24 protein-coding genes and 1 tRNA gene are annotated in these 25733 nt (G+C 52.8%); 13 read left to right on the forward strand and 12 right to left on the reverse strand.

Features of this window, described 5'->3' with window-relative positions; translation table 11 throughout:
- Positions 1-104: 104 nt before the first annotated feature.
- The 4 genes from LG383_RS03520 to LG383_RS03535 all read right to left on the reverse strand — a co-directional run bounded on the left by LG383_RS03520 (position 105) and on the right by LG383_RS03535 (position 3829).
- Positions 105-776 (reverse strand): retron Ec48 family effector membrane protein, encoded by a 672-nt coding sequence (locus LG383_RS03520; RefSeq protein ID WP_225758330.1) that lies wholly within the window; start codon positions 774-776, stop codon positions 105-107.
- Positions 766-1947 (reverse strand): reverse transcriptase family protein, encoded by a 1182-nt coding sequence (locus LG383_RS03525; protein WP_225758331.1) that lies wholly within the window; start codon positions 1945-1947, stop codon positions 766-768. The genes LG383_RS03520 and LG383_RS03525 overlap by 11 nt, the downstream gene beginning before the upstream one ends.
- 364 nt (positions 1948-2311) lie before the next feature.
- Complete coding sequence (locus LG383_RS03530) at positions 2312-3223, reverse strand: hypothetical protein (protein ID WP_225758332.1); 912 nt, start codon at positions 3221-3223, stop codon at positions 2312-2314.
- Between the two features lie 33 nt (positions 3224-3256).
- Positions 3257-3829, reverse strand: coding sequence for a recombinase family protein (locus LG383_RS03535; RefSeq protein WP_225758333.1), 573 nt, complete (start codon positions 3827-3829; stop codon positions 3257-3259).
- A gap of 153 nt (positions 3830-3982) precedes the next feature.
- On the opposite strand from LG383_RS03535, the gene LG383_RS03540 reads away from it, so the two are divergent.
- The gene (locus tag LG383_RS03540) at positions 3983-4243 is read left to right on the forward strand and encodes a pyocin activator PrtN family protein (RefSeq protein ID WP_225759503.1); all 261 of its coding nucleotides are present in this window, start codon (positions 3983-3985) and stop codon (positions 4241-4243) included.
- 1082 nt (positions 4244-5325) lie between these two features.
- Here the strand turns inward: LG383_RS03540 and LG383_RS03545 are convergent.
- From LG383_RS03545 to LG383_RS03560, 5 genes are all read right to left on the reverse strand, one after another.
- Positions 5326-6861 (reverse strand): DUF927 domain-containing protein, encoded by a 1536-nt coding sequence (locus LG383_RS03545; protein ID WP_225758334.1) that lies wholly within the window; start codon positions 6859-6861, stop codon positions 5326-5328.
- On the reverse strand, positions 6837-8030 hold the full coding sequence (locus LG383_RS03550) for a toprim domain-containing protein (protein WP_225758335.1): 1194 nt from the start codon (positions 8028-8030) through the stop codon (positions 6837-6839). Before LG383_RS03550 ends, LG383_RS03545 begins: the two co-directional genes overlap by 25 nt.
- Before the next feature lie 148 nt (positions 8031-8178).
- The gene (locus LG383_RS22990) at positions 8179-8304 is read right to left on the reverse strand and encodes an integrase arm-type DNA-binding domain-containing protein (RefSeq protein WP_370635125.1); all 126 of its coding nucleotides are present in this window, start codon (positions 8302-8304) and stop codon (positions 8179-8181) included.
- Between the two features lie 165 nt (positions 8305-8469).
- Positions 8470-8544: transfer RNA gene (locus tag LG383_RS03555), tRNA-Arg, on the reverse strand.
- A 75-nt stretch (positions 8545-8619) separates the two neighbouring features.
- On the reverse strand, positions 8620-9561 hold the full coding sequence (locus LG383_RS03560; RefSeq protein WP_225758336.1) for a formate/nitrite transporter family protein: 942 nt from the start codon (positions 9559-9561) through the stop codon (positions 8620-8622).
- 315 nt (positions 9562-9876) lie between these two features.
- Here LG383_RS03560 and mlaA point away from each other — a divergent pair, with 315 nt between their 5' ends.
- Complete coding sequence (gene mlaA / locus LG383_RS03565) at positions 9877-10629, forward strand: phospholipid-binding lipoprotein MlaA (RefSeq protein WP_106994704.1); 753 nt, start codon at positions 9877-9879, stop codon at positions 10627-10629.
- A 47-nt stretch (positions 10630-10676) separates the two neighbouring features.
- On the opposite strand, the gene fadL is transcribed toward mlaA, so the two are convergent.
- Positions 10677-12014: a long-chain fatty acid transporter FadL gene (gene fadL / locus LG383_RS03570; protein ID WP_106994705.1), complete on the reverse strand. Its 1338-nt coding sequence runs from the start codon at positions 12012-12014 to the stop codon at positions 10677-10679.
- 371 nt (positions 12015-12385) lie between these two features.
- On the opposite strand from fadL, the gene LG383_RS03575 reads away from it, so the two are divergent.
- The 4 genes from LG383_RS03575 (at position 12386) to sixA (ending at position 16980) form a co-directional block, all read left to right on the forward strand.
- A complete protein-coding gene (locus LG383_RS03575) occupies positions 12386-12670 on the forward strand; it encodes a YfcZ/YiiS family protein (protein WP_106994706.1) in 285 nt (94 codons plus the stop codon).
- Between the two features lie 156 nt (positions 12671-12826).
- Entirely contained in the window at positions 12827-14137 is a 1311-nt protein-coding gene (gene fadI / locus LG383_RS03580) for an acetyl-CoA C-acyltransferase FadI (RefSeq protein ID WP_225758337.1), read from the forward strand.
- On the forward strand, positions 14137-16284 hold the full coding sequence (gene fadJ / locus LG383_RS03585; protein ID WP_225758338.1) for a fatty acid oxidation complex subunit alpha FadJ: 2148 nt from the start codon (positions 14137-14139) through the stop codon (positions 16282-16284). The genes fadI and fadJ overlap by 1 nt, the downstream gene beginning before the upstream one ends.
- Positions 16285-16494: 210 nt before the next feature.
- Complete coding sequence (gene sixA, locus LG383_RS03590) at positions 16495-16980, forward strand: phosphohistidine phosphatase SixA (RefSeq protein WP_106994737.1); 486 nt, start codon at positions 16495-16497, stop codon at positions 16978-16980.
- A gap of 45 nt (positions 16981-17025) precedes the next feature.
- Here sixA and smrB read toward each other — a convergent pair whose 3' ends face one another.
- Positions 17026-17577 carry an endonuclease SmrB gene (gene smrB / locus LG383_RS03595; RefSeq protein ID WP_106994709.1) on the reverse strand — a complete coding sequence of 184 codons (552 nt, stop codon included), beginning with the start codon at positions 17575-17577 and terminating at the stop codon, positions 17026-17028.
- A gap of 157 nt (positions 17578-17734) precedes the next feature.
- Between smrB and prmB the strand changes: the two genes are divergently transcribed.
- The 6 genes from prmB (at position 17735) to LG383_RS03625 (ending at position 22302) form a co-directional block, all read left to right on the forward strand.
- Positions 17735-18667 (forward strand): 50S ribosomal protein L3 N(5)-glutamine methyltransferase, encoded by a 933-nt coding sequence (gene prmB / locus LG383_RS03600; RefSeq protein ID WP_106994710.1) that lies wholly within the window; start codon positions 17735-17737, stop codon positions 18665-18667.
- A gap of 76 nt (positions 18668-18743) precedes the next feature.
- Positions 18744-19829: a chorismate synthase gene (gene aroC, locus LG383_RS03605; RefSeq protein ID WP_106994711.1), complete on the forward strand. Its 1086-nt coding sequence runs from the start codon at positions 18744-18746 to the stop codon at positions 19827-19829.
- 2 nt (positions 19830-19831) lie between these two features.
- Entirely contained in the window at positions 19832-20656 is an 825-nt protein-coding gene (gene mepA, locus LG383_RS03610) for a penicillin-insensitive murein endopeptidase (protein ID WP_225758339.1), read from the forward strand.
- Positions 20656-21465: a sulfite exporter TauE/SafE family protein gene (locus LG383_RS03615; protein ID WP_106994713.1), complete on the forward strand. Its 810-nt coding sequence runs from the start codon at positions 20656-20658 to the stop codon at positions 21463-21465. Before mepA ends, LG383_RS03615 begins: the two co-directional genes overlap by 1 nt.
- Entirely contained in the window at positions 21465-22010 is a 546-nt protein-coding gene (locus tag LG383_RS03620; protein WP_106994714.1) for an elongation factor P hydroxylase, read from the forward strand. The genes LG383_RS03615 and LG383_RS03620 overlap by 1 nt, the downstream gene beginning before the upstream one ends.
- Before the next feature lie 13 nt (positions 22011-22023).
- A complete protein-coding gene (locus LG383_RS03625; RefSeq protein ID WP_106994715.1) occupies positions 22024-22302 on the forward strand; it encodes a YfcL family protein in 279 nt (92 codons plus the stop codon).
- 35 nt (positions 22303-22337) lie between these two features.
- On the opposite strand, the gene mnmC is transcribed toward LG383_RS03625, so the two are convergent.
- On the reverse strand, positions 22338-24341 hold the full coding sequence (gene mnmC, locus LG383_RS03630) for a bifunctional tRNA (5-methylaminomethyl-2-thiouridine)(34)-methyltransferase MnmD/FAD-dependent 5-carboxymethylaminomethyl-2-thiouridine(34) oxidoreductase MnmC (RefSeq protein ID WP_225758340.1): 2004 nt from the start codon (positions 24339-24341) through the stop codon (positions 22338-22340).
- A 158-nt stretch (positions 24342-24499) separates the two neighbouring features.
- Here mnmC and fabB point away from each other — a divergent pair, with 158 nt between their 5' ends.
- Positions 24500-25717, forward strand: coding sequence for a beta-ketoacyl-ACP synthase I (gene fabB / locus LG383_RS03635; RefSeq protein ID WP_225758341.1), 1218 nt, complete (start codon positions 24500-24502; stop codon positions 25715-25717).
- Positions 25718-25733: the final 16 nt, after the last annotated feature.

Raw genomic sequence — 25733 nt, forward strand, 5'->3', positions numbered from 1 at the left:
ACCTAAAAGGTAAAGCTATGACAAATTGGCAATATTGTCAGCTCCCGGTAAGATTATAAAAACAACTTTATAATCTAGGACTGCTACGCGTTTCTCATTTCTTGTTAATTTGTCTCATTTTCCTCAATTATGATGCCAAACCATACTTCAATTATCTCGATCATTAAAAAGCAAATTGAATTAATAACTTCATCCATTCTTTCGAGTTCTATTTCATCATCTACTTTAAAACCGAAGGTAATAGCTATAACAAGAATGCTATCCTTATATTTTTCCTTTTTTTCTTCAGGTAGTAAGTTTATTTTTCCTTGTGAATTTTTGAGTTTAAAATAAGACTCTATTTTTTCTTTTGCTTTCGTGTTAAATTTCAATTCATCATCAAAAAGAGAATTGAATAGCTTTTTTTTATTTAATGCCTCTATCAGATGCTCTTCTTCATTGTGATGTTCTTTTAAATACGAATAAAAATCCCGTTCTTTGTTCAACATATTGTTGTTTTTAGTATTTTTTATTGCTAGTTGGTAATTATATAAACCGATGAAAAACACAAAAACAGGGATAAAAATCAGTGATTGTTTTAAAATTGAAATGGGTGTTTCAAATATTTTTCCAGCAGAAACAATACATTTTTCAGTCAAGCAAATAACTAAGTCTCGATTGCTAATGATATCGAGAAAACTGATTACAGCCAAAACGATTAATGAAATGAAAGCTATAATAATTAATGTAAGAAGAGTGAAGGAAAAGGAACTTGCAAGTATGGATTTAATTTTCATTTTTAATTGGACTTATTAATTTTAAGCGAAGCTTAAATTCATTTGCCTCTACTGGGTAAAGTTTTTTCAAGATCTCAATGCGAAATATGACTTGGAAATATCTTCTCAAATATCTTTCAGTATTGCCACATACAGCATAATCCTTTGATAAGTTAGAAATTACTCTATTAATTCTTTTTATTTCTTTATGTTCAGGAAGAGGGTCGCAATGCCTCGAAAGCAGTTTTTTTAAAACAGGATAATCTGGGCAATTAACCCTTTTTAATTTGGTTGTTTTACCTTTTACAGAAAAATAGGAATTATGATAATTTTTGTCCATTCGAATTTTATCATTCCCATAGCCTGTTTTTACAATTCTGTTAACTTGTGTTTTTATAACAAGCCTTTCATTCTTGGTAAATCTTGGTGATGATTCTTCTATGCATAGACCATGCACTTTAAATGATTGAGTTGAATGAGTTGAAAGAAGTTTAGTTTTTTTATCATTAATAGTTAATTCTTTCTGCTTGATGAAATCTGAAATAATTCCTTCTACAAATTTCCAATCACCCTCTTTCTCAAGACGCGATATAGTGATGTCATCGATTAAGCGAGTATATCTAAAGCCAAGACTCCGAAGGTAACTTACCTTATTAGGCTCGCAATCATGAAAGTAAAGATTTGCTAAATAGGTGCTTGTAGGTGCTCCTTGTGGAACAAAACCATCATAGGTTGTTAGTTTTGTTAGAATATCAGAGACCTCATCTGAAAATTTGAAAACTTCTTTAAATAGCTTGAAAACGAATTTCGCTTTCATCGTAGGAAAAAAATTTTCAATATCTATTTTTATGAGGATTTTAGCTTTACAATGTTGCTGTGCACACAAGATATAATCACGTGGATTTTCTTTATCAGGTATTGAACCGTATAAATAGTTAGGGTAGTTTATTTGATTGAATATTTTATTGTTTATTTTGCGTAAGATTGTTTTTAACATCCGATTTGGTGCGTAAACTATTCTTTCACCACCATTCTTCTTTTTTATCGGAGGTTTAACATAATATGATCTTTCAACACCATCCCTAACGAGATTGTTGAATTTTTCGACATCTTTAATCCCAAGGAGTGCAATTAAACTTTCCTTTTTTTGAATGGGAGTAAAAGTATCTTTAAATGAGAAATCCTTCGGCATGTGATCCTTCTTAGATAAAAGTTAGCGTCCTCGCGGCCAGGAAGGGCAGTTGAATCCGAAGGAAGCAACACAAAAGTATAAAGTCCACCCTACCTTCACTAACTTTTTCCAACTGTGTACTGTACTCCGTGGTCTAGCTTTCGCATGGCTCGCCAGAGTGCACCCAGAAAGACCTTTCGGTCGTCCTAGAGATAAGGACAGGTCTTTTTGCTTTAACGCTTCCCTTTTCATCAAGTGAGGTGTTTATCCCACGACATTGTTTTAACAGAATTGGGATTGTTCTTAAAGCTTTTTTACGGGCTACATTAGCTTTTCTTGCACTCAATCATTTATAGGCAGTTCAAACATAAATTTCACTTAAAAGCTATCTACAGGCACTATCAATTGAATGGGTTTGAGGCGGAATCTCTTTGTATGTATAGAGAAGCCCACCAGCAAGAGCAGTGATAAAGCTATCAACATCATCATCCAGTCCCCACCAGATGGATTGCTGTGCAATACCAAATTGTGACGGATAAATGTTAAGTTTTTCAACCGGGCTAGCGTCAATAGGGATTCGACTGTCAGGGTATACTTCAGCATATCCTTCAGGATCATGGTGCCGCCAAAGTTCTTCATGTGTCAGTCCAGGTTCATCATATGTAAGCACATTAGTAACTATTGCTACATCCACCAGCTCAGTGACTTCCATGATGATTAATCCTGCGATCATTGGCGGTAGTTCGTCAGTCTCAATGCCTCGCACAATAGTATGTGCATACTCTCGGTAACGCTGATCCTCACCCTGATAGCGATACTGCTTGATCAGATCAGCAATCCGACAAAGTGTATTTGAAATCTCTCTTCTGTCCTTTTCGGCGCTTCTACGAAAAGGTATAGACATCATCTTTGTAAGAATGTCCAGATAGTATGGTTTAAGACCATTAAACCGCTCTTGCAGCGTTTCTACTGCATTGTTGACCCATGACTCGTATTTTTTCTTTCCATTAGTATTAAGCACATTACGCGCACTGATAACGAGTCCTCTGACATAGCCAAGCCCCAATAGATATTGGGTTAACACTTCAGTTGATTGCTTACTGTAGAGTTTTTTAATGGCTAGGGCACGAATACCAAGAGCATTCGTTAGCGAGGGGGCAAAGTCGGGCTTAACGTACGTCATTGGCTCCTGATGTTCTCTTAGTTCTTTAAAGGCGGCACTAAGCTTCGCAATACGATTTGTTGTAGTTTGGGCATCACTGGTGTCACTAATGCTTGGTGTCATTGATAAATTCATTGGGCAATTCTTGCGGTAACGGAAAGAAGGCGATCAATTCTTAAAACGGTAGATCGTGGTTTTGCCAGCTTTTATGTTCTTCGCTGCCAGTGATGCAACAATTTGAGGGTAGCTCATTCCATCAGACCACATAGCTGCAATCAGTTCGCCATATTTATATTTAGGGCGACCCATATGCACCCCCTCGGCTCTTGCCCGCGTGATACCCGCAGTGCGACGCTCTGCGATAAGGTTTTTTTCCATCTCAGCAAAACCCGCCATCATATGAAGCATCATTTTCCCGGCAGGCGTGCTGAGGTCGAATCCTTCCCGAAGGCTGACAACTTTCACGCCTTTAGATTCGAGAGCTTTAACTGTGGTCAGAACGTCAACGGCATCGCGGCCAAGTCGGTCAATTGCAACCACAACAAATACGTCACCCTTACGAGCCGTTTTGATTGCTTCATTCAGAGCGGGGCGCTTTTTGGCGGGAACTGCACCGCTAACACCCTCATCATAAAATTCGAAGTCCTGCTCTACCTGATACCCGGCTTCCTGAATCTGGCGGCGCTGGTTATCTATGCTTTGGTCGTTTGTTGAAACTCGAAGGTAGGTGATAAGTGCCATCGGTAGGGTATCCGTGTTCAAAAAGTTAGTTCGTAAATTGTATAGTTCGTAAATACACAAAACAATCTTTATGAACACTCGATGGGTGGCTTTTAGTGCTGTTCGTAAAGGAGTACCTTTGTGAACTTCAACAAGCCCAAAGTGCGAGGCAATATGAATACAATATTTTTGCTCATGGCTGAATACGAAACGCCTACAGTTCCTCTAGCGGAAATTTGCGAAAAGTATCTGGGGCTCAAACCCAGGACGGCGGAGGATAAGGCGGCTTTGGGGCAATTGCCGTTACCTACCTTTAGGCTCGGAACTAGTCAAAAATCACCACGGCTAGTACATCTTCAAGATTTGGCCGAACTTATTGACCAGAAGAGAAAAGAAGCAAAAAAGCAGCATGAGTATATGAATGGGCGACCCTAATGCAATCCGCATCCCTAAATGTGATTGCTCGTTAGCTTGAGGGGAATGGTTTTTATTATTTGGGACGGCAGATAACAAAAACCCGCCGAGGTAGGCGGGTGTTTGTCTGGGGTTTATTGTCCATAGACATCGTTCATGGCGGCGTCTTTATCCACATCCAGTATTTGCCCGGAACGCTCCAATTGCGCTACGCGCTCCCTACAGAAATTATCTATGTCGTAAAGATTCCATACTCCTAAGACTGTAACACCACCCGAAGTAGCGCATCCATAGGCTGTTCGTCCATCCATATGCTGTGCGTTATCACGCGAAACTGTACACCCGGTCAGTGTGATCACAGTAAGTATCACCAGTAATTGATTTCTCATTTTATTTTCCATGTTTAGAAAGCCGACATGCTGACCTAGTTGTTAATAATTATTGTGAGAATAAATGCTAAGTAAAAAATCGGCATACCCACCCCAACCCCGAGTACAGCGCCAGAACTCAACGCCACAAATATGCATTAACTCACTGGCGGGGACGGAAAAGGGCGGCAACACGCTGAGGCAGTAAGCAATTTGTCTGCACAGGAGCTGTTTTGTCTGCATGGAGGGGGAATTTGTCTGCATGAAATGATTTCCAGGGAGATCTTTTGAAGGTCACGCAATTCCTCGTGCAGACATGTAGACAATACAGACAACCAAAAATACCTATATACGTACACGTAATGACGTGACGCTGTATTAAAAACGCACGGCGCGGCGCATTCTAATTTCCTCATACGCGAGAAAACACATGTCTGCATTGTCTGCATGTCTGCAAGGTTGTTTATATTCATGTATAACAAGTGGTTATGACTATTTTTTGCAGACATCATGCAGACAAAATGCTTGTCATGCAGACATTTGAATATTAAATGAACTACGACCCACATCGGTTTGTATGCAAAGTGAGCATAAAAAATAAAAAAGTTGTAGTGAGGTAAAAGATAGTGTGGCTGTGAACGAAAATTAAGCCCTATTCCGTTAGGGCTTGGTTTTTGCTTTTGGGGTTTTATAGAGGTGAGGTTGTTAGGGGGAGCCCGCTGAAACGATAGGTGGTTAAATCTCACCTATCTCCTCTGGCGCGGAAATTTTTATCACCCTCACATTAGTTGTCGCCGACCCGCTTCTTACGCGGCGCTGTACTGTTCCGTCCCTTTCGCCACGAGCGTCTAGCGGTATTTCGTGGTAGCCGTATTTTGTGAGTATCGACAACATGTCTCCACCAGACATCCCGCAGGCTTCCTTTGCGGCGTTGTTGAGTTGGCGCTTGTTGAGGTAGAACACCGGGCGACATTCATCACCGTTGCCAGATTCAACCATATCGAGCCATCCCGCTGACTCATCACCACCTCGCTGGAGGTTAGCTTTGTTTCCTTCTCTGGCTATAGCCCCCATGCGACCAGTTGCACCCGTCAGGTAATCCCAAAGCTCGATGGCCGCAGCCATATCACGAGCATGGCCTACATCGTTGCTTGCCATCTCCTTAATCATGTTTTCCCTTACCGCATCAAATATCTCATCCGGGCTGTAACCTGTGATACCCGTTGACATCATCCCGGCAGCATAAATAATTCCATACAGAGAGTGCGCTCTGACTTTATGACCCTCTCGGGCATTCATCACATCCGGGTACAGATCGCACATCAGGCATTCGAACCGCTCGGAATAGCTCTTTAGCTCGGCTTGAATCCTACCCCATCCAAGCTCAGCAAGGTGCTTGAGCCATTCAATCCCAGCCACGCCGTTATATGACAGCATAGCCGACGTAAGAGAGCTGGCGAACGCCCTTATATCTCTGTTTCCTTTGAGGTCTTCCGGCTCAATGAATGGTTGTTCGATTAGACGACCTTCAGCACCAGCTTTAAATCTGTGCTTCTCTTTTTGCCAGAGTTCGTCGGCGATGGTCTTTTCGGCGGTCATCAGACAGATGGTGCTAAATGAAGTTACAGGCAGGTTCTTTCCGTCCTGTCCGCTGCGGCCTTTAGCTTTGCCGTTTGCGATTGAGTAAACAAGGTTCTCAAAATCAGCACCTCGGAGGTTAGGCATTGCTGACAGGTCATCGATACGCATCGCGGAGCCGCTGGAGTTCACCGCGCTATTAATTATCGCTGTATATGTGGCGTTTGCGCTTTCTGTGAGCTGGTCAGGGTCGCCCCATAAGCTTGCGCCGAGCTTCATAGCCAGTGTTTTACCTTTGCCTGAGCGCCCATATACATTGACCGTGATACCTTCAGCCTTGATTGAGCCGTTACGGACAGGAAACAGGACTGATGCCAGCTCCAGCAGTATTTGAAACGTCAGACCGTGGTTGCCTTTGGTTAACCCAATAACATTTTCGCGATAATCTGAAATGGACCCTGTTGGGGTGGTCCTGTATTTGCTTTCAATGGGGCTATCGAACTCAAAAAGCACGCTATCAGCCAGATATGTTTTCCCCGCTTGAGAAACGTAGAATTTTTTGCCGTCATGCTCATGCCAGCCAGGAGCCGAGCCATAGACGGCAAATGGTAAGTCCTGCTCTACCAGATAAGCATTGCGGTAGAAGTCAATATAAGCACCGTCAACTACTACCTCCGAGCCAAGCGAGCGCAATGCAGCAGCCAGGCGCTTAGCATCACTTTCTGCGCAGTACCCAATACAGCCTCTTGCCCGGAGGCTTTTTCTTTTCTGGCCTTCTCCAGTTCCCGCTTAAACTTCTCTGTCATCAGTTCGGCTCCCAACTCCATGCGCACATCATCCCAATCCTGTTTCTTTCTTCCCAGGCATAGCGGGGCGACCACCAGCCCATTGACAGCACTGGCGGCTTCATTGGCTTTCACCAACCCGGTGTTTTGCTTTGGTCTACCATGGGCATCAACATCGCTAGGCGCGTGATAGTCATTGTCTGCAGCTATAACAATCTCAAGTGCCGGGAAACGATCCCTAAAGGCCGTGGCGACGTTTTGCAGATTGTTTGCGTTAATGGCTGCAACAATATGCGCGGATGGCTCCGCAAGCGATACGCTGCGTGCAGTGGCGTACCCCTCGGTAATGATGAGGATGTTTGCTTTGTCATTTGGCTGCACGTCGATAAATGCGCCGGAAATTGGCGCGTTTTTCATTAAGTTTTTGTGTCGGGGCTGGCCTTCATTGTCTAAAGCGTTTGGGGCGGGCAGGTATTGCACTGAACGGTCACGATTATCAATGTCCGTCAGACGTAATACACCATCACCACGAGCGGTAACGGGAAGAACGCAGTTTTCAAAGCCTTTAGCCTTGAGGTACTCACATTCCGATGATTGCGCTTTGTCTTGGACGGCACGAACTCGCGGCGCGGCTGCTGCAATCTGCTGCGCCTCCAGTTCTGCGTATTCACGCTGTCTCTGTTCAAGGGCTTCTTTCTGTTCCCGCTCTCTTGCTGTCCTTTCTTCGGCGCTTGGCGGTGTGTAGCTGTCGTCCGCTGCGAAGAATCCAAGGCCCATGCGCTCATCCACCAGCTTAGCGGCTTGGCGAATGAGGGAGCCCGGTACTTTCTCATTTGTGGGGGCGCCCAGTTCTTTACGCGCTATCAGGTCGAGCACACCGAAACCGCAGCCTTTGACGCTGCATGTGCAAATATAGGTTCCGGCTGTCGCACCAGCCATGCGGACCCGGAATTTACGCTTACCGCAGAGCGGACATTCGTGCTCTTTACTGGTTGCTTCGCATGGGATTGAAAACGCCGCACAAGCGGCGGCGTAATTGGTTTTCATCCAGTGCTTTACGTTGTCGAGGGCGCTCATTTTACGTATCCCCATTCATGGGCATAGCGTCCGCCTTTGGATGTGTTCACACCTATCCTAAGCTCACGCGCGTTCAGAGCACCAACTCGCACCATGAAGCCATCACCAGTAGTAAGAAAAGGCTTTCCTGTCGCAGGGATGGCGCCGGTTAGCGAAAACGCCAAAGCTTTGAGCCGTTAGGCTTGATGATCATGAATAAACCAGAGCCATCCGTGAGGGTATAATCCGTTTCTCTTGGGGGTGCGCCTTTGATTTGAAGGTTAGTTAAAGCCATAAGTATCTCTCCCGAAGTTCTAACAGCGCGAGAGTAACCAAAAGAGATACTTTTGATCGTAGCTAAGGGTGCTATTTACTGGAAATGAATGGATAAAGAAATAGGCTTCAGGCCTTGCGTAGTGCGGGGTTTGCGACGTTTACTTGCTACTAATAAAAACGGTCATGGTGTCCCCTGCAGGAATCGAACCTGCAACTAGCCCTTAGGAGGGGCTCGTTATATCCATTTAACTAAGGGGACAAAGCGGCACGAGTATAACGCCATTTATACAAGGCGTTAAGCTCGCCACCGCCTGACTGCTTAAAGTGTCGCCATTCAGGCCGATTTTTTATTCTCTTCCGCTTCCTCCTGCCGGGCCTGCTCTTTGGCTTTGATCTCGGCTTTGCGCTTATTCGACATATCGTTACGAATTTGCGCATGGCTCAGCAGGGCAAAAATAAAGGTGCCGCCGCAGATATTGCCTGCCAGGGTAGGGATCGCGAAGGGCCAGAAGAACTCGCTCCAGTGGATGGTGCCGTTAAAGACCAGATATAAAATCTCCACCGTGCCCACCACGATATGGGTGGTATCGGCCAGGGCGATAAGCCAGGTCATCAGAATAATAACCACGATTTTGGCCGAACCGGCAGAAGGGAACATCCACACCATGGTGGCGACGATCCAGCCGGAGATGATGGCGTTAGAGAACATTTCGAGAGGGCTGTTTTCCATCACCCCGGTGCCGATTTTCACAAACGCGTCGCGGGTGGGCTCGTCAAATATCGGCATATATTCAAACGCCCATGCCGCGACGCCGGTACCGATAATATTACCGAATAACACCACGCTCCACAGGCGCATCAGCAGGCCGAAATTGCCCCATGTCGGGCTCTGCATCACCGGCAGTACTGCGGTGACGGTATTCTCGGTAAACAGCTGCTGGCGCGCCATAATCACGATAATAAAGCCAAAGGTATAGCCGAGGTTTTCCACTACCATCCCGCCGGGAATACCTTCAAACTGAACGTGAAAAATCCCTTTGGCCAGAAAAGAGGCGCTCATTGATAACCCGGCAGCGATGGCCGACCACAGCAGAGCCATGGCATCGCGTTCCAGCTCTTTTTCACCGTCCTGGCGAATATGTTCGTGGATCGCCATGGCGCGCGAGGGGAGGTGGTCCTCATCGACCTCAATCTTCTTTCCCCGGCGGTTCTCCTCGCTTTCAACTTCCAGCTCTTCAGTATGATTGTCTAATTTCTCTTCTTTGAGTTCGTCCATTGTGGTGCTCCTGATGTGACTGATACCCATAAGCGTAGCGGTTTTTATCTCATCGCCCGTGGGTATGCTCTTAAATTCCTGTTATGGCAATAAACGCGATACATCCCCGGCTAAGGCCGTATAAAATTGCCAGCCTAACGAAAACGTAAAGCCAGGCTATTCTGAGATCATAAAGAAGGTGCTTTATTGCCCCGATTTGTGGTCGTAGACATCAGTAAGCGTGCTGATACAATCACTTGCACATTTACAGACGGAGCGCGAAAGCGCCAGTACGGATGGCTTTTGGTGATAGCCATACTTAACAGGGAGAAAGATATGAAACTTCGGCTGTCGGTGGTTGCGCTGGGCACCACGTTGCTGATGGGCTGCGCCAGTTCTGGCGAGCAACAGGGGCGCTCCGATCCTTTGGAAGGATTCAACCGCTCCATGTATAACTTCAACTACAACGTGCTGGATCCCTATGTGGTGCGTCCGGTTGCGGTGGCATGGCGTGACTATGTTCCACAACCTGCCCGTAACGGGCTGAGCAACTTCACCAGCAACCTTGAAGAGCCTGCGGTGATGGCGAACTACTTCCTGCAGGGCAATCCCTATCAGGGGATGGTCCACTTCACCCGCTTCTTCCTGAATACCCTGTTAGGGATGGGTGGCTTTATTGATGTTGCCGGAATGGCGAATCCGAAGCTGCAACGCGAGCAGCCCCACCGTTTCGGTAGTACCCTGGGTCATTACAATGTAGGTTACGGCCCGTATGTCCATTTACCGTTCTACGGCAGCTTCACCCTGCGTGAAGACGGTGGTGATGCGGTGGATACCCTCTATCCGGTGCTGTCATGGCTGACCTGGCCGCTATCGGTAGGTAAATGGACGCTGGAAGGGGTGGAGACGCGCGCCCAGCTGCTGGATTCCGACGGCCTGCTGCGTCAGTCCTCCGATCCGTACCTCATGGTGCGTGAAGCTTACTTCCAGAACCATGACTTTATTGCTAACGGCGGCAAGCTGAAACCGGAAGATAACCCGAACGCAAAAGCGATCGAGAATGAACTCTCCGAGATTGATGCGGAATAAAAAAGAAAAGGTGAGCACGAGGCTCACCTTTTTTTATCGCTACGTAATTAGAACGCGTAGTTGAAGTTGGTCCCGAACAGCCACGCCTTACCTTCGGAAGTGAAGTTATACGCCGCCGCGCCTTCGCCCTCGGTGAAGCTCACTTTCTGACCATGCATGTAAGATGCGCCAACGTCGATAGAGGCATCATCGTTAAAGGCGTAGGACATACCGGCGCTCAGCCACAGACGGTCCTGATCCGGAATAGAGATAGAACGCTTGTTGGCCGGAACCGGGCTGTCATCAAAGGCGATACCGGTGCGGAAGGTCCAGTTTTTGTCGTAGTAGTAGGTGGTACCCAGCGCAATACGGTACGCGTCCTTAAAGCTTTCTTCTTTATAGAACAGGGTTTGATCGTTGCTGCCGGTGGCCTTCAGCTCCTGGAACTGGCTCCAGCTGGTGTAGGTCAGGCTGTAGTGGACAGCCCACTGTGGCGCCACGAGGTTATACCCGGAGACTTCCCACATTTCTGGCAGATGCAGCGACAGAGAACCACTCTCGGTGCGACCACCGGTGCCTGACGGCAGACCCATACTGCCCAGGATGCTGTTCAGAGCCGGGTTGATGGAGCTCTTATAATCGCCCTCGAAGTCGATTTTCACTTCTGAACGGTAGGTCAGACCCCAGCGGTTATTTTTATCCAGCTCGTACAGGATACCGGCGTTCCAGCCGAAGCCCCATTCGTCGCCTTTCAGGTAGGCAATCTGATCGTCAGGTTCGTTAATACCATTCAGGTAGGATGGCGGTACACGGCCGGTCAGCTGACGTGACAGCAATGGACCCAGCGAACCGGCATAACGCTCAATTTTGGCTCTCGCGTAAACGGCATCAAAGCCCACGCCAAAGCTCCAGTTGCTGTCGAGACGATAAGCCCCGCTCAGGTTCAGGTTGAGGGTTTCCAGATCGGTTTTACCGCCGTAGATACCTGCCCCGTAGCTATCGTTAAATTCGGTTGCCAGACCGTAGTTGGAGGTAACAGACGCACCCCAACCAAACTGATCATTGATTGGCATAACAAAGTGCACGTTAGGCACCCATGCAGTAGGGGCGATGTTGTCCTGGTTTGCACTTTGTCCTGTTAAGGCGGAGTTACCCGTGACATTCACATCAGGATCGATATAGACGGCACCGATAGAGAAAGTCGGGCGATCGAACATGGTGATCAGCGCCGGGTTACGGCTCGCGTTCCCTGCGTCATCAGCGATGGCACCTTCCCCGGAATAGGCGCGGCCCAGCCCTGAGGAGGAGAACTCGTTAAGCTGAAAGCCCGCTGACCAGGCGGAGGTGGAGACGATTGCCACTGCGATTGCGAGCGCAGTTTTTTTGAACAGGGTTTTCTGGCTCATGACCATAACCTCATTGAGTTATTTTTATTCAATATTTGTTACACACCGTAACAGGAGCGCGAAGTGTAGGGTCTGTGGTAACACTTAGAAATCAGACCAGTGGCGAGAGTATAGGTCTGACCAGATGGAATGTTGCAAGTGTGTTTATTAATATTTACTGATATGTTTTTCGAAACGGGATCTGGTTGGCAAAATTGTGACCAGTTCGCTTACTCCGAACGGGTGATTTTTGTTTTAGATCATTTTTACGTGTGATATTGCTCACTTACCGGCGTTTACGCCATTAACGACTGGAGCCCCTCCCGGGCGGGGCGTAAAATATCAGCATTGTGTCTATTTCGCGCCGTGCGCGACTACAGAGGAAATCTACTATGAGTAAATGCAGTGCTGATGAAACCCCGGTTTGCTGCTGTATGGATGTGGGTACCATCGTGGATAACACGGATTGCACCGCCTCTTACAGCCGTGTCTTCGCCAGCCGTGCTGAAGCCGAAGAGACTCTGGCAGCCCTGACCGCGAAAGCACGCGGCGTGGAGTCTGAACCGTGCGACATCTCTTCCACCTTCACCGAAGTGGACGGCGGGGTGCGCCTGGACATCGACTTCGTGTTCAGCTGCGAAGCTGAGTCCCTGATTTTCCAGCTCGGTCTGCGTTAATTTCCCTTCAACGCCTCCATTCATGGGGGCGTTTCATTTGAGCTCTGTGGCTTCGCTCGCAATTTTTCTTCTCCCCGATTGGCTAATGTAAAAATTTGGTTAAGACTGTTATCAGGTCAGACCACTTTGCGTATTTGTTATTCACAGGGGAGCGTTATGAGTCAGGCATTACCGCTAATCACCCGTCAGGGGGATCGCATTGCCATTGTCAGTGGATTACGCACGCCATTTGCCCGTCAGGCGACGGCTTTTCATGGCATACCTGCAGTCGATCTGGGAAAAATGGTCGTAGGGGAGTTACTGGCTCGCAGCGAAATACCGCCCGAGGTGATTGAACAGCTGGTCTTTGGCCAGGTGGTGCAGATGCCGGAAGCGCCCAATATCGCCCGTGAAATCGTGCTGGGCACCGGGATGAATGTCCATACCGATGCCTACAGCGTCAGCCGTGCCTGCGCCACCAGCTTTCAGGCGGTGGCGAACGTCGCGGAAAGCCTGATAACAGGCACCATTCGCGCCGGGATCGCCGGCGGGGCCGACTCCTCATCCGTATTACCCATAGGCGTCAGCAAAAAACTGGCCCGCGTGCTGGTGGACGTCAACAAAGCCCGCACCATCGGGCAGCGCTTATCGCTTTTCTCGCGCCTGCGCTTGCGCGATCTGCTCCCTGTGCCGCCTGCCGTCGCCGAGTACTCCACCGGCCTGCGGATGGGCGACACCGCCGAACAGATGGCGAAGACCTACGGCATCACCCGCGAACAGCAGGATGCGCTGGCGCACCGCTCACATCAGCGCGCCGCTCAGGCCTGGGCCGAAGGCAAGCTGGCGGGAGAGGTGATGACGGCCTACACCCCGCCATACCGCGAGCCGCTCAGTGAAGACAACAATATCCGCGGCACCTCAACGCTGGCGGATTACGCAAAACTGCGCCCGGCATTTGACCGCAAGCACGGCACCGTGACCGCCGCCAACAGTACGCCGTTAACCGACGGTGCGGCGGCGGTGATCCTGATGACCGAATCCCGCGCTAAAGAGCTGGGCCTGACTCCGCTCGGTTACCTGCGCAGCTATGCCTTTACCGCCATTGATGTCTGGCAGGACATGCTCCTGGGGCCAGCCTGGTCCACGCCGTTGGCGCTGGAGCGTGCCGGGCTGACGATGGCCGACCTGACGCTTATCGACATGCATGAAGCCTTTGCCGCCCAGACCCTGGCCAACCTGCAGCTGCTGGCCAGCGAACGCTTTGCCCGGGATGTGTTAGGCCGGGCCCACGCGACGGGCGAGGTCGATGAAAGCAAATTTAACGTGCTGGGCGGCTCCATTGCCTACGGTCACCCCTTTGCGGCGACCGGCGCGAGGATGATCACCCAGACGCTGCATGAGTTACGCCGTCGCGGCGGTGGGTTTGGCCTGGTAACCGCCTGCGCGGCGGGTGGTCTGGGTGCCGCAATGGTTCTGGAGGCGGAATAATGGAGATGACAACGGCGTTTACCCTGCATGTACGACTGGACAACGTGGCGGTAGTCACCATCGATGCGCCAGGCGAAAAGATGAATACCCTGAAAGCCGAATTTGGCGGTCAGGTGCGCGCTATCCTCAAGCAGGTGCGTGAAAACAAAACGCTTCGCGGGCTGGTATTTATCTCGGCCAAGCCGGACAACTTTATTGCCGGGGCCGATATCAACATGATTGCCCGCGCGAGCAGCGCCCAGGAAGCGGAAGATCTGGCCCGTCAGGGGCAGCAGATCATGGCTGAAATTCATGCCCTGCCGATCCCGGTGATTGCGGCAATCCACGGCGCCTGCCTCGGCGGCGGTCTGGAGCTGGCGCTGGCCTGTCACGGGCGGATCTGTACCGACGACGGCAAAACGGTGCTGGGCCTGCCGGAAGTGCAGCTTGGCTTGCTGCCCGGCTCGGGCGGCACCCAGCGTCTGCCGCGGCTGGTGGGCGTCAGCACGGCGCTGGAGATGATCCTCACCGGCAAACAGCTGCGTCCGCGTCAGGCCCTGAAGGTCGGGCTGGTGGATGAGGTGGTTCCGCCGTCGATTTTGCTTGAATCCGCGGTTGCGCTGGCGCTGAAAGACAAACCGGCCGGGCGTCGCTTACCGGTGCGCGAGCGCGTGCTGGCAGGTCCGCTGGGCCGCACGCTGCTGTTCAGAATGGTGGCGAACAAAACCGAACAAAAAACCCAGGGTAATTACCCGGCGGCAAAACGCATTCTCGAGGTTATCCATACCGGTCTGACCCAGGGCAGCAGCAGCGGCTATGCCGCAGAAGCTAAAGCCTTTGGTGAGCTGGCGATGACCCCGCAGTCGCAGGCGCTGCGCAGCATTTTCTTTGCCAGCACCGAGGTGAAAAAAGATCCCGGCAGCGAGGCGGAGCCTGCACCGCTTGAGGCCATCGGCGTGCTGGGTGGCGGGCTGATGGGAGGCGGTATCGCCTTCGTGACCGCCAGCAAGGGCAAATTACCGGTGCGGATCAAAGACATCACTCCGAAAGGGATCAACCACGCCCTGCAATACAGCTGGCAGCTGCTTGATAAGAAGGTCAAACGCCGCCATATCAAAGCCAGTGAGCGCGATCGCCAGCTGGCGCTGATCTCCGGTACCACGGACTACAGCGGATTCCGCCATCGCGAGGTGGTGATTGAGGCGGTATTTGAAGATCTGGCCCTGAAACAGCAGATGGTGGCCGAGGTCGAAGCGCACTGCGCGCCGCACACTATCTTTGCCTCTAACACCTCATCGCTGCCAATTGGCGATATTGCGGCCCAGGCCGCGCGTCCTGAACAGGTGATCGGGCTGCATTACTTTAGCCCGGTCGAAAAAATGCCGCTGGTGGAAGTGATTCCTCACGTCGGCACCAGCCCGCAGACCGTTGCCACAATTGTAAAGCTGGCGAAAATGCAGGGTAAAACGCCGGTGGTGGTGGCGGATAAAGCCGGGTTCTACGTTAACCGCATTCTGGCCCCTTACATCAACGAAGCCATGCGCCTGCTGATCGAAGGGGAAAAGGTTGATCACATTGATAATGCGCTGGTGAAGTTTGGTTTCCCCGTTGGGCCAATCCAACTTTTGGATGAGGTGGGAATCGATACCGGCACTAAAATTATACCTGTGCTGGAAAGTGCTTACGGGGAACGATTTAGCGCCCCTGCAAACATTGTTTCAGCAATTTTGAATGACGATCGCAAAGGCAGAAAAAATGGACGCGGTTTCTATCTTTACGATCCAAAAGGGCGTAAAAGCAAGAAGCAGGTAGACCCGGCGATCTATGGGCTTATTAAGCCCACCGGCGAGGGCAAATTGTCTGCGACACAGTGCGCAGAACGCTGTGTGATGATGATGCTCAACGAGGCGGCGCGCTGCTTTGATGAGCGGGTGATCAAGAACGCTCGCGACGGCGATATTGGCGCGGTGTTTGGCATTGGTTTTCCACCTTTCCTGGGTGGCCCGTTCCGCTATATGGATAGCATTGGCGCGGGTGAAGTTGTTGCGATTTTACAACGACTGGCTGTGCAATATGGGCCGCGGTTTACACCGTGTGACACATTATTGCAGATGGCGGATCAGGGGCTGCGATTTTGGCCAGCAAAGGAAACTGACCCGGTAAATTAAGGTCAAATAAGAGTAAATCCGCCGTTGAAGGGTCTGGTCCTGTCTAATTTATAAACTGACATTGACTATACTTACGCCGTTGAGGTAAAAAACAGCGTTTCATTCAACGGATGGATCAGGCACAATGCCCGGCCATCGGGTTTTCTACCTCGTGATGTGTTCACGCGGGGTGTTAACACCGGTGATCCTGGTCAACAAAAGCGGTGCAATATGCAAGTTTTTATCATGCGTCACGGTGACGCGGCACTCGATGCTGCCAGTGACTCTGTTCGTCCTCTGACGCCTTGCGGCTGTGACGAGTCCCGTCAAATGGCAACCTGGCTGAAAGGGCAAAAAGTGGATATTGAGCGTGTCCTCGTCAGCCCGTTCCTGCGTGCTGAACAGACACTGGACGTGGTAGGGGAGTGTATGAACCTGCCTGCTGGCGTCGATATCCTGCAAGAGCTTACCCCTTGTGGCGATGTAGGTCTGGTCAGTGCCTATCTTCAGGCCCTGAGCAGTGAAGGCGTTACCTCTGCGCTGGTGATTTCCCATCTGCCGTTAGTCGGCTACCTGGTCTCTGAACTCTGCCCGGGCGAAACGCCGCCGATGTTCAGTACCTCTGCCATTGCCAATGTCACCCTCGATGAAACGGGTGTCGGCGTGTTCAACTGGCAGATGAGCCCCTGCAATCTGAAGATGGCGAAAGCTATCTGACGTAAACCACATCCAGGCGGGTAGCCTCAGCCACCCGCCTGCCTGTCAGGGCAGCTCAGGCGGTTGCCACTCTTCAACTTCAATCAGCACCAGCAAGGCGGCATCTCCGCCGTACTCTTTGGGTGCCTGATGAAAAGCCATTACGTGCGGATGCTGGGCAAGCCACAGCGGCGTTTGCTGCTTCAGAATATGCTTCCCGTGACCGTGCATCACGCAGGCGCAAAACAGATGTTCCCGGCGACAGGCGGCAATCAACGCTCCCAGCTCCTGCTTGGCCTGCATCTGGGTCAACCCGTGCAGATCGAGAAACAGCTCCGGCGAATAATCCCCGCGACGTAATTTTTTCAGCTCGAAATGGCTCACATCCGCGCGCACATATTTTACCGCGCCCTCGGTGTTCAGCAGCGGCTGAAACTCATCGGAAAAATAGTGGCTGGCGTCGGCCTGCTCCTGGATTAACCGTTTTACCGGCACTTCACTCACTTTTTTGCGTATCGGAGGGTGGACGATGGTGTCCTGCTTGATTTTACGCGTGCCGGTCATCAGCTGACGAAACAGCGTTTGATCCTCCTCGCTCAGCGATGTTTTCTTTTTCATGGGTCCGTCTCATCTCTTATTTCCGACAGTGTACCTGACTCGCCGCACGGCAAAACGCATTTTTTACCCGCAAGGCGTTAGCGACAATGCTGATTTATCGCCGTCTTCGTGGCACACTAGCCGCCGAAAATTTAGCGAGCATGCCCTGGAGAACATAGTGGATAAAATTTTTGTCGATGAAGCGGTGAATGAGCTGCAAACCATTCAGGACATGTTGCGTTGGGCGGTCAGCCGTTTCAGCGCGGCCAATATCTGGTACGGTCACGGCACTGATAACCCGTGGGACGAGGCGGTGCAGCTGGTGCTGCCATCCCTCTATCTGCCGCTGGATATTCCGGAAGATATGCGCTCTGCGCGCCTGACCTCCAGCGAGAAACACCGCATCGTTGAGCGCGTGATCCGCCGCGTCAACGAACGTATCCCGGTGGCCTACCTGACCAATAAAGCCTGGTTCTGCGGACATGAGTTCTTTGTCGATGAACGCGTGCTGGTGCCGCGCTCGCCGATCGGTGAGCTGATCAACAACCAGTTTGCTGGTCTGATTGACCATCAGCCGGAGCACATTCTGGATATGTGTACCGGCAGCGCCTGCATCGCCATTGCCTGCGCCTACGCCTTCCCGGATGCGGAAGTGGACGCGGTGGACATCTCCTCTGATGCGCTGGCGGTAGCGGAACACAATATTGAAGAGCACGGCCTGATCCATCACGTAACGCCAATCCGTTCCGATCTGTTCCGCGATCTGCCGAAAGTGCAGTACGACCTGATCGTCACCAACCCGCCATACGTTGACGCAGAAGATATGTCCGACCTGCCGAACGAATATCGTCATGAACCGGAACTGGGTCTGGCGTCCGGCTCTGACGGCCTGAAGCTGACCCGCCGCATTCTTGCCTGCGCGCCGGATTATCTGACCGATGACGGCATTCTGATTTGTGAAGTGGGTAACAGCATGGTACATCTGATGGAGCAATATCCGGATGTGCCGTTCACCTGGCTCGAGTTCGACAATGGTGGCGACGGCGTCTTCATGCTGACCAAAGCGCAGCTTCTCGCCGCGCGCGAACACTTCAGCATCTACAAAGATTAATCCAACGGGCTTCGGCCCGTTTCACATTGCGCAAACACAGAAAGCTCAAACACAGAACAACGAAAACGGAGCCGTGATGGCAGGAAACAGTATTGGACAATTATTCCGCGTGACCACCTTTGGTGAGTCGCATGGTCTGGCGCTGGGTTGCATCGTTGATGGCGTACCGCCAGGCATCGAACTGACTGAGGCCGATTTACAACACGATCTCGACCGCCGCCGCCCCGGGACATCGCGCTACACCACCCAGCGCCGCGAGCCGGATCAAGTCAAAATCCTGTCAGGCGTCTTCGAAGGACGCACCACCGGCACCAGCATTGGCCTGCTGATTGAGAATACCGATCAGCGTTCGCAGGACTACGGCGCCATCAAGGACGTGTTCCGTCCGGGCCATGCCGATTACACCTACGAGCAAAAATACGGTTTCCGCGACTATCGCGGCGGCGGTCGTTCTTCCGCCCGTGAAACCGCCATGCGCGTTGCCGCAGGCGCTATCGCTAAAAAATATCTGGCGCAGAAATTTGGCATCGTGATCCGCGGCTGTCTGACCCAGATGGGCGATATCCCGCTGGCGATCGAAGACTGGGATCAGGTCGAACAGAACCCATTCTTCTGCGCGGATGCCTCAAAGCTGGAGGCGCTGGATGAACTGATGCGCGGCCTGAAGAAAGAGGGCGACTCCATCGGTGCCAAAGTCACGGTGGTGGCTGACGGCGTACCGCCGGGCTGGGGTGAGCCGGTCTTTGACCGCCTCGATGCCGATATCGCCCATGCGATGATGAGCATCAACGCGGTGAAAGGGGTAGAGATTGGCGACGGTTTTGACGTTGTGGCCCTGCGCGGCAGCGAGAACCGCGACGAGATTACGAAAGAGGGCTTCCAGAGCAACCACGCGGGCGGCGTGCTCGGCGGGATCAGCAGCGGGCAGCAGATTGTTACCCATATCGCGCTGAAACCGACCTCCAGCATTACCGTACCGGGGCGCACCCTGAACCGCGCGGGCGAAGAAGTCGAGATGATCACCAAAGGGCGTCACGATCCGTGTGTCGGGATCCGCGCTGTGCCGATCGCAGAAGCGATGCTGGCGATCGTGCTGATGGATCACTTCCTGCGCCAGCGCGCGCAGAATGCGGATGTGACGACTCCTCTTCCACGCTGGTAACCATGAAAAAAACCGCAATTGCTCTGCTGGCGCTGCTCGCCAGCGGGGCCTCGCTGGCGGCAACGCCGTGGCAGAAAATCACTCACCCGGTCGCCGGGAGCGCCCAGTCGATTGGCGCCTTTTCCAATGGCTGTATCGTCGGTGCCCAGGCGCTGCCGCTGCAGTCCGGTACCTGGCAGGTGATGCGCACCGATCAGCGCCGCTACTTTGGCCACCCGGATCTGGTGCTATTTATTCAGCGGCTGGGTAATCAGGTGCATAACCTGGGGCTGGGCACGATGCTGATTGGCGATATGGGCATGCCTGCGGGCGGACGCTTCAACAGCGGCCACGCCAGCCATCAGACCGGGCTGGATGTCGACATCTTCCTCCAGTTGCCAAAAACGCGCTGGTCCTCCTCCCAGCTGCTGAAGCCGCAGGCGCTCGATCTGGTCGCCAGCGACGGTAAGCGTGTGGTGCCGTCGCGCTGGTCGCAGGACGTTTCCAGCATGATCAAGCTGGCGGCGGAAGATAACGAGGTGACGCGCATCTTCGTCAACCCGGCCATCAAGCAGCAGCTCTGTGAAGATGCCGGAACCGACCGCGACTGGCTGCGCAAAGTGCGGCCGTGGTTCCAGCACCGGGCACATATGCACGTCCGTCTGCGTTGCCCGGCAAACAGCCTTGAGTGTGAAGATCAGCCGTTACCGCCGCCAGGCGATGGCTGCGGCGCGGAATTACAAAGCTGGTTTGAGCCAGCGAAACCTGGACCCACTAAGCCTGTGAAGAAGACACCGCCGCCGTTGCCGCCTTCCTGCCAGGCGCTACTGGATGAGCATGCCCTGTGATGGACCAATTTACCGAGTTGTTTATGGTGTCGCCGCTGTTGCTGGTGGCGCTGTTTTTTATCGCCATGCTGGCCGGATTTATTGATGCCCTGGCCGGCGGCGGCGGATTACTGACCGTTCCGGCGCTGCTGGCGGCGGGGATGAGCCCGGCCCAGGCGCTGGCGACCAACAAGCTGCAGGCCTGCGGTGGGTCGCTCTCCGCGTCGATCTATTTTATCCGCCGCAAGGTGGTGAGCCTTGCGGATCAGAAGCTCAATATTCTGATGACCTTTATCGGGTCGACCTCCGGGGCGCTGCTGGTTCAGCATGTGCAGTCCGACATCTTGCGCCAGATTTTGCCGATCCTCGTCATCTGTATTGGTCTCTACTTTTTGCTGATGCCAAAGCTCGGGGAAGAGGATCGCCAGCGCCGCCTGCACGGTCTGCCGTTTGCCCTGATCGCGGGTGGCTGCGTCGGCTTCTATGATGGCTTTTTTGGCCCGGGTGCCGGGTCGTTTTACGCCCTGGCCTTTGTGACCCTGGCCGGGTTTAACCTCGCCAAATCCACCGCTCACGCCAAGGTGCTGAACGCCACTTCTAACCTCGGCGGCCTGCTGCTGTTTATCATCGGCGGGAAGGTGATCTGGGCAACCGGCTTTGTGATGATGGCCGGACAGTTTATGGGCGCACGGGTAGGATCGCGCCTGGTATTAAGCAAAGGGCAACAGCTCATCCGTCCGATGATTGTCATTGTCTCGGCCGTCATGAGTGCCAAACTTCTTTATGACAGCCACGGACAGGAGATCCTCCACTGGTTGGGGATGAACTAATGAACAGTACGCATAAATATGAACAGCTGATCGAGATATTCGACGGCTGTTTTGCTGATGATTTTAATACCCGTCTGATTAAAGGCGACGACGAACCGATCTATCTTCCTGCAGATGCTGAGCTTCCGTATAACCGGATCGTCTTTGCACACGGCTTTTATGCCAGCGGTTTGCATGAAATATCGCACTGGTGTATTGCCGGAAAAGCGCGTCGCGAGCTGGTGGACTTTGGCTACTGGTACTGCCCGGACGGACGTGACGCGGCGACCCAGGGACAGTTTGAAGATGTGGAAGTGAAACCCCAGGCGCTGGAATGGTTGTTCTGCGTGGCGGCAGGATTCCCGTTCAACGTCAGCTGTGACAACCTCGAAGGCGACTTCGAGCCAGATCGTATTGTCTTCCAGCGCCGCGTTCACGCGCAGGTGATGGACTATCTTGAGAATGGCATCCCGGAACGTCCGGCGCGCTTGATCAAGGCTTTACAGAATTATTACCACACGCCGGAGATCACGGCGGAATGCTTCCCGTGGCCGGAAGATCTTTAATAGAGGAAAGAAGATGATCGCAGAATTTGAATCACGCATTCTGGCGTTAATTGATGACATGGTAGAACACGCCAGTGACGATGAGCTGTTCGCCAGCGGTTATCTGCGTGGACACCTGACGCTGGCCGTTGCCGAGCTGGAAGCCGGAGACGACCATTCACCACAGGCGGTGCACGCCGAAGTATCCCGTAGCCTGGAAAAAGCCATTCTGGCCGGCGAACTCTCTCCGCGCGACCAGTCGTTAGTGCTGGGGATGTGGGAAACCTTGTTTCAGAAAGCCAGCCTGAACTAATCGGGAATCGCCCGGTGGCGCTACGCTTACCGGGCCTACGCTTTAACCATCTTCCCCTTCAACAACTTCCTCACCCATAACCGGTTCGGATTCAGCGCCGCCAGCGTATGCGCATCCAGCGGGATCGGCTCGTGACTCATTTGCGCGGCAAGAACTTCTGCCGTCAGCGGCGCCGTACAGAGCCCGCGTGAACCCAGCCCGCCCAGCATAAACAGATTGCGGAATTCAGGGGCACTCACCGCCTGGTCTTTGTTGTTCACTAAATCCTGATACGCCGCCAGGGTGGCGTCATAGTCCGGCACCGCCCCGGTCATCGGGAGATGATCCCGGGTGGCACAGCGAATACCGTTCCGCGCTTCTCCTGCGCTGACATCCACCTCACGCGCCCATGCCGCCTGGGGGAAACAGTCGATCAGCCGCTGACGGTTGTGCTGCTGATCGTCGTCGCTGTACTGCGGCTCGGTCTGCCCGCGGTGATAGCTGGCGCCGATACAGTGCTGGCCATTAGTCGGGTTTTGCGGGGTTAGATACCCGTCGTAGCAGAGCACCTGACGCAGCTGGCTCAACTGCGGGGCCGCCGGGATATGGCTGACCTGTCCGCCCACCGGATACACCGGCAGCGGTGCGGTCTGGCTGAACTGGTTGATGCCATGCCCGTTTGCGAGCACCACGCTGCCGTGCTGTGCCTGCTCACCGTTGGCAAAGTGTAATTTCCACTGCGTATCGGTCTGCTCCAGAGACATAACCTGGCGGCCATAGTGCACCTGCAGGCCAAGGGTCTGCGCCAGAGTGATGACTGCGGCAGTAAGTTGCGCCGGGCACAGCCAGCCGCCGAGCGGATACTGGATCCCGCCGCAGTCGGTCGGCACTCCGGTGCTCTCTGCCACCTGTTGGGCATCGACCGCCACGGCGATCTGCTCTGGCAGGTCCATAAGGAGCATCTGGTTAATTTTCTGCTGGCTCTTCTCGTCCCAGCCAAGCTGGGTGACGCCGCACCAGGCATGATCAAATGCCACCGGCAGGGCATCGTACAGACGACGGGCGAAGGTAAATGCCGTCGGGAAAAACTGGCTCAACGCCGTATCCTGGGCACTCAGCAGAGGGTAGAGCGCCCCCTGACGATTACCGGAGGCGCCCGTTGCCGGGGCATCGTCGGCGCAGTAGAGCGTCACCTGCCAGCCACGGCGTAACAGCGCCAGCGACAGCAGGGCGCTGGCAATCCCGCCGCCCACCACGGCGGTTTCCCGCCCGTCGCTGGCGGTGCGGGTAAACCATGGCGTGCGGGCAGGGGAGGGGCGATCCTGCTTCATCACCCCGACGAGCATTTCGCGCTTACGGCCAAAGCCTTTGGTTTTTTGCATGGTGAAGCCGGCTTCCTGCAGGCCACGACGCACAAATCCGGCGCAGGTAAAGGTGGCGAGCGTTGCCCCGGGGCGGGCCAGGCGGGCCATCGCGGCAAACAGCTGCGGGCTCCACATATCCGGGTTTTTGGCCGGCGCAAAGCCGTCGAGGAACCAGGCGTCAACTTGCTGGTTAAGGGAGTCATCGAGCCGATCAGTGAGGTCGTTGATATCGCCGAGCCAGATATCGAGCGTGACGCGCCCGCCGTCCAGCAGCAGACGATGGCAGCCCGCGATGGGCAGCGGCCACTGGGCCTGGAGCTGCTCAGCCCAGGGCGCTAATTCCGGCCAGTGTTGATGGGCCAGACGCAGATCGGCGGCGGCCAGCGGGAATTTCTCAAAACTGATGAAATGTAATCTTTGCAGCGTAGCCTCAGGGTGGGCCGCACGGAAGCGATCGAAGGCCTGCCAGAGGGTAAGAAAGTTCAGGCCAGTGCCAAAACCGCTCTCCGCCACCACGAACAGATCGCGGGGATGTGCCGGAAAACGGGCGTTCAGCTGATTTCCATCGAGGAAAACATAACGTGTCTCTTCCAGTCCGTTATCATTAGAGAAGTAGACATCATCAAAATCTCGGGAAACAGGTGTACCCTCAGCGTTGAATTCGAGGTTGGCAGGTTGTATGGCGTTTTGTTTCACGTAAGTTACTCGTCTGACAGGCTGTGCCGCGATCTTAACGATGTGCGTCTGTTGGTGCAAATTTCCGCAGAAAATGGCTGATCGGACTTGTTCGGCGTACAAGTGTACGCTATTGTGCGACTCGAAACTTAAAATAGTGCGACTTACAGAGGTATTGAATGAAACGTGCAGTGATTACTGGCTTGGGCATCGTTTCCAGCATCGGTAATAACCAGCAGGAAGTCCTGGCATCTCTGCGAGAAGGACGCTCCGGGATCACCTTCTCTGAAGAGTTTAAAGATTCTGGCATGCGCAGCCATGTCTGGGGTAATGTCAAACTTGACACCACGGGCATGATCGATCGCAAAGTGGTCCGTTTCATGAACGATGCCTCTATCTACGCCTACCTCTCCATGCAGGAAGCGATTGCTGATGCAGGCCTGAGCGAAGACGTTTACCAGAACAACCCACGTGTGGGTCTGATCGCTGGCTCCGGCGGCTCGTCAAAAGCGCAGGTGTTCGGTGCTGACGCCATGCGTAGCCCGCGCGGCCTGAAAGCGGTGGGTCCTTACGTGGTGACCAAAGCGATGGGCTCAGCGGTATCCGCGTGCCTCGCAACGCCATTCAAAATTCACGGCGTAAACTACTCCATCAGCTCCGCCTGTGCGACTTCCGCTCACTGTATCGGTAATGCGGTAGAGCAGATCCAGCTGGGCAAGCAGGACATCGTGTTTGCTGGCGGCGGCGAAGAGCTGGGCTGGGAAATGGCCTGTGAATTCGACGCAATGGGCGCCCTGTCCACCAAATACAACGAAACGCCAGAAAAAGCGTCCCGTACCTATGATGCGAGCCGTGACGGCTTCGTTATCGCAGGCGGCGGCGGTATGGTTGTGGTTGAAGAGCTGGAACACGCTCTGGCCCGTGGCGCGCACATCTATGCTGAGATCGTGGGCTACGGCGCAACCTCCGACGGCGCAGACATGGTTGCACCATCCGGTGAAGGCGCAGTGCGCTGCATGAAGATGGCGATGCACGGTCTGGATACCCCAATCGACTACCTGAACTCCCACGGTACTTCTACTCCGGTAGGCGACGTGAAAGAGCTGGGTGCAATCCGCGAAGTGTTTGGCGACAACAGCCCGGCCATCTCCGCGACCAAAGCCATGACCGGTCACTCTCTGGGTGCGGCTGGCGTGCAGGAAGCGATCTACTCCCTGCTGATGCTGGAACACGGCTTTATCGCCCCAAGTATCAACGTGGAAGAGCTGGACGAGCAGGCTGCTGGCCTGAACATCGTCACCGCGCCAACCGAGCGTGAGCTGAACACCGTGATGTCTAACAGCTTCGGTTTCGGCGGCACCAACGCCACGCTGGTCATGCGTAAGCTGAAAGCATAAGCGTTTGAATGTATAG

It is taken from the genome of Leclercia sp. Marseille-Q4284 (assembly GCF_916618945.1).
Classification (GTDB): Bacteria; Pseudomonadota; Gammaproteobacteria; order Enterobacterales; family Enterobacteriaceae; genus Enterobacter; species Enterobacter tamurae.

Coding starts and splice junctions, on each gene's coding strand:
- LG383_RS03520 (WP_225758330.1), bottom strand. CDS start 776: ATGAAAATTAAATCCATACTTGCAAGTTCCTTTTCCTTCACTCTTCTT.
- LG383_RS03525 (WP_225758331.1), bottom strand. CDS start 1,947: ATGCCGAAGGATTTCTCATTTAAAGATACTTTTACTCCCATTCAAAAA.
- LG383_RS03530 (WP_225758332.1), bottom strand. CDS start 3,223: ATGAATTTATCAATGACACCAAGCATTAGTGACACCAGTGATGCCCAA.
- LG383_RS03535 (WP_225758333.1), bottom strand. CDS start 3,829: ATGGCACTTATCACCTACCTTCGAGTTTCAACAAACGACCAAAGCATA.
- LG383_RS03540 (WP_225759503.1), top strand. CDS start 3,983: ATGAATACAATATTTTTGCTCATGGCTGAATACGAAACGCCTACAGTT.
- LG383_RS03550 (WP_225758335.1), bottom strand. CDS start 8,030: ATGAGCGCCCTCGACAACGTAAAGCACTGGATGAAAACCAATTACGCC.
- LG383_RS22990 (WP_370635125.1), bottom strand. CDS start 8,304: ATGGCTTTAACTAACCTTCAAATCAAAGGCGCACCCCCAAGAGAAACG.
- LG383_RS03560 (WP_225758336.1), bottom strand. CDS start 9,561: ATGGACGAACTCAAAGAAGAGAAATTAGACAATCATACTGAAGAGCTG.
- mlaA (WP_106994704.1), top strand. CDS start 9,877: ATGAAACTTCGGCTGTCGGTGGTTGCGCTGGGCACCACGTTGCTGATG.
- fadL (WP_106994705.1), bottom strand. CDS start 12,014: ATGAGCCAGAAAACCCTGTTCAAAAAAACTGCGCTCGCAATCGCAGTG.
- LG383_RS03575 (WP_106994706.1), top strand. CDS start 12,386: ATGAGTAAATGCAGTGCTGATGAAACCCCGGTTTGCTGCTGTATGGAT.
- fadI (WP_225758337.1), top strand. CDS start 12,827: ATGAGTCAGGCATTACCGCTAATCACCCGTCAGGGGGATCGCATTGCC.
- fadJ (WP_225758338.1), top strand. CDS start 14,137: ATGGAGATGACAACGGCGTTTACCCTGCATGTACGACTGGACAACGTG.
- sixA (WP_106994737.1), top strand. CDS start 16,495: ATGCAAGTTTTTATCATGCGTCACGGTGACGCGGCACTCGATGCTGCC.
- smrB (WP_106994709.1), bottom strand. CDS start 17,577: ATGAAAAAGAAAACATCGCTGAGCGAGGAGGATCAAACGCTGTTTCGT.
- aroC (WP_106994711.1), top strand. CDS start 18,744: ATGGCAGGAAACAGTATTGGACAATTATTCCGCGTGACCACCTTTGGT.
- mepA (WP_225758339.1), top strand. CDS start 19,832: ATGAAAAAAACCGCAATTGCTCTGCTGGCGCTGCTCGCCAGCGGGGCC.
- LG383_RS03615 (WP_106994713.1), top strand. CDS start 20,656: ATGGACCAATTTACCGAGTTGTTTATGGTGTCGCCGCTGTTGCTGGTG.
- LG383_RS03620 (WP_106994714.1), top strand. CDS start 21,465: ATGAACAGTACGCATAAATATGAACAGCTGATCGAGATATTCGACGGC.
- LG383_RS03625 (WP_106994715.1), top strand. CDS start 22,024: ATGATCGCAGAATTTGAATCACGCATTCTGGCGTTAATTGATGACATG.
- fabB (WP_225758341.1), top strand. CDS start 24,500: ATGAAACGTGCAGTGATTACTGGCTTGGGCATCGTTTCCAGCATCGGT.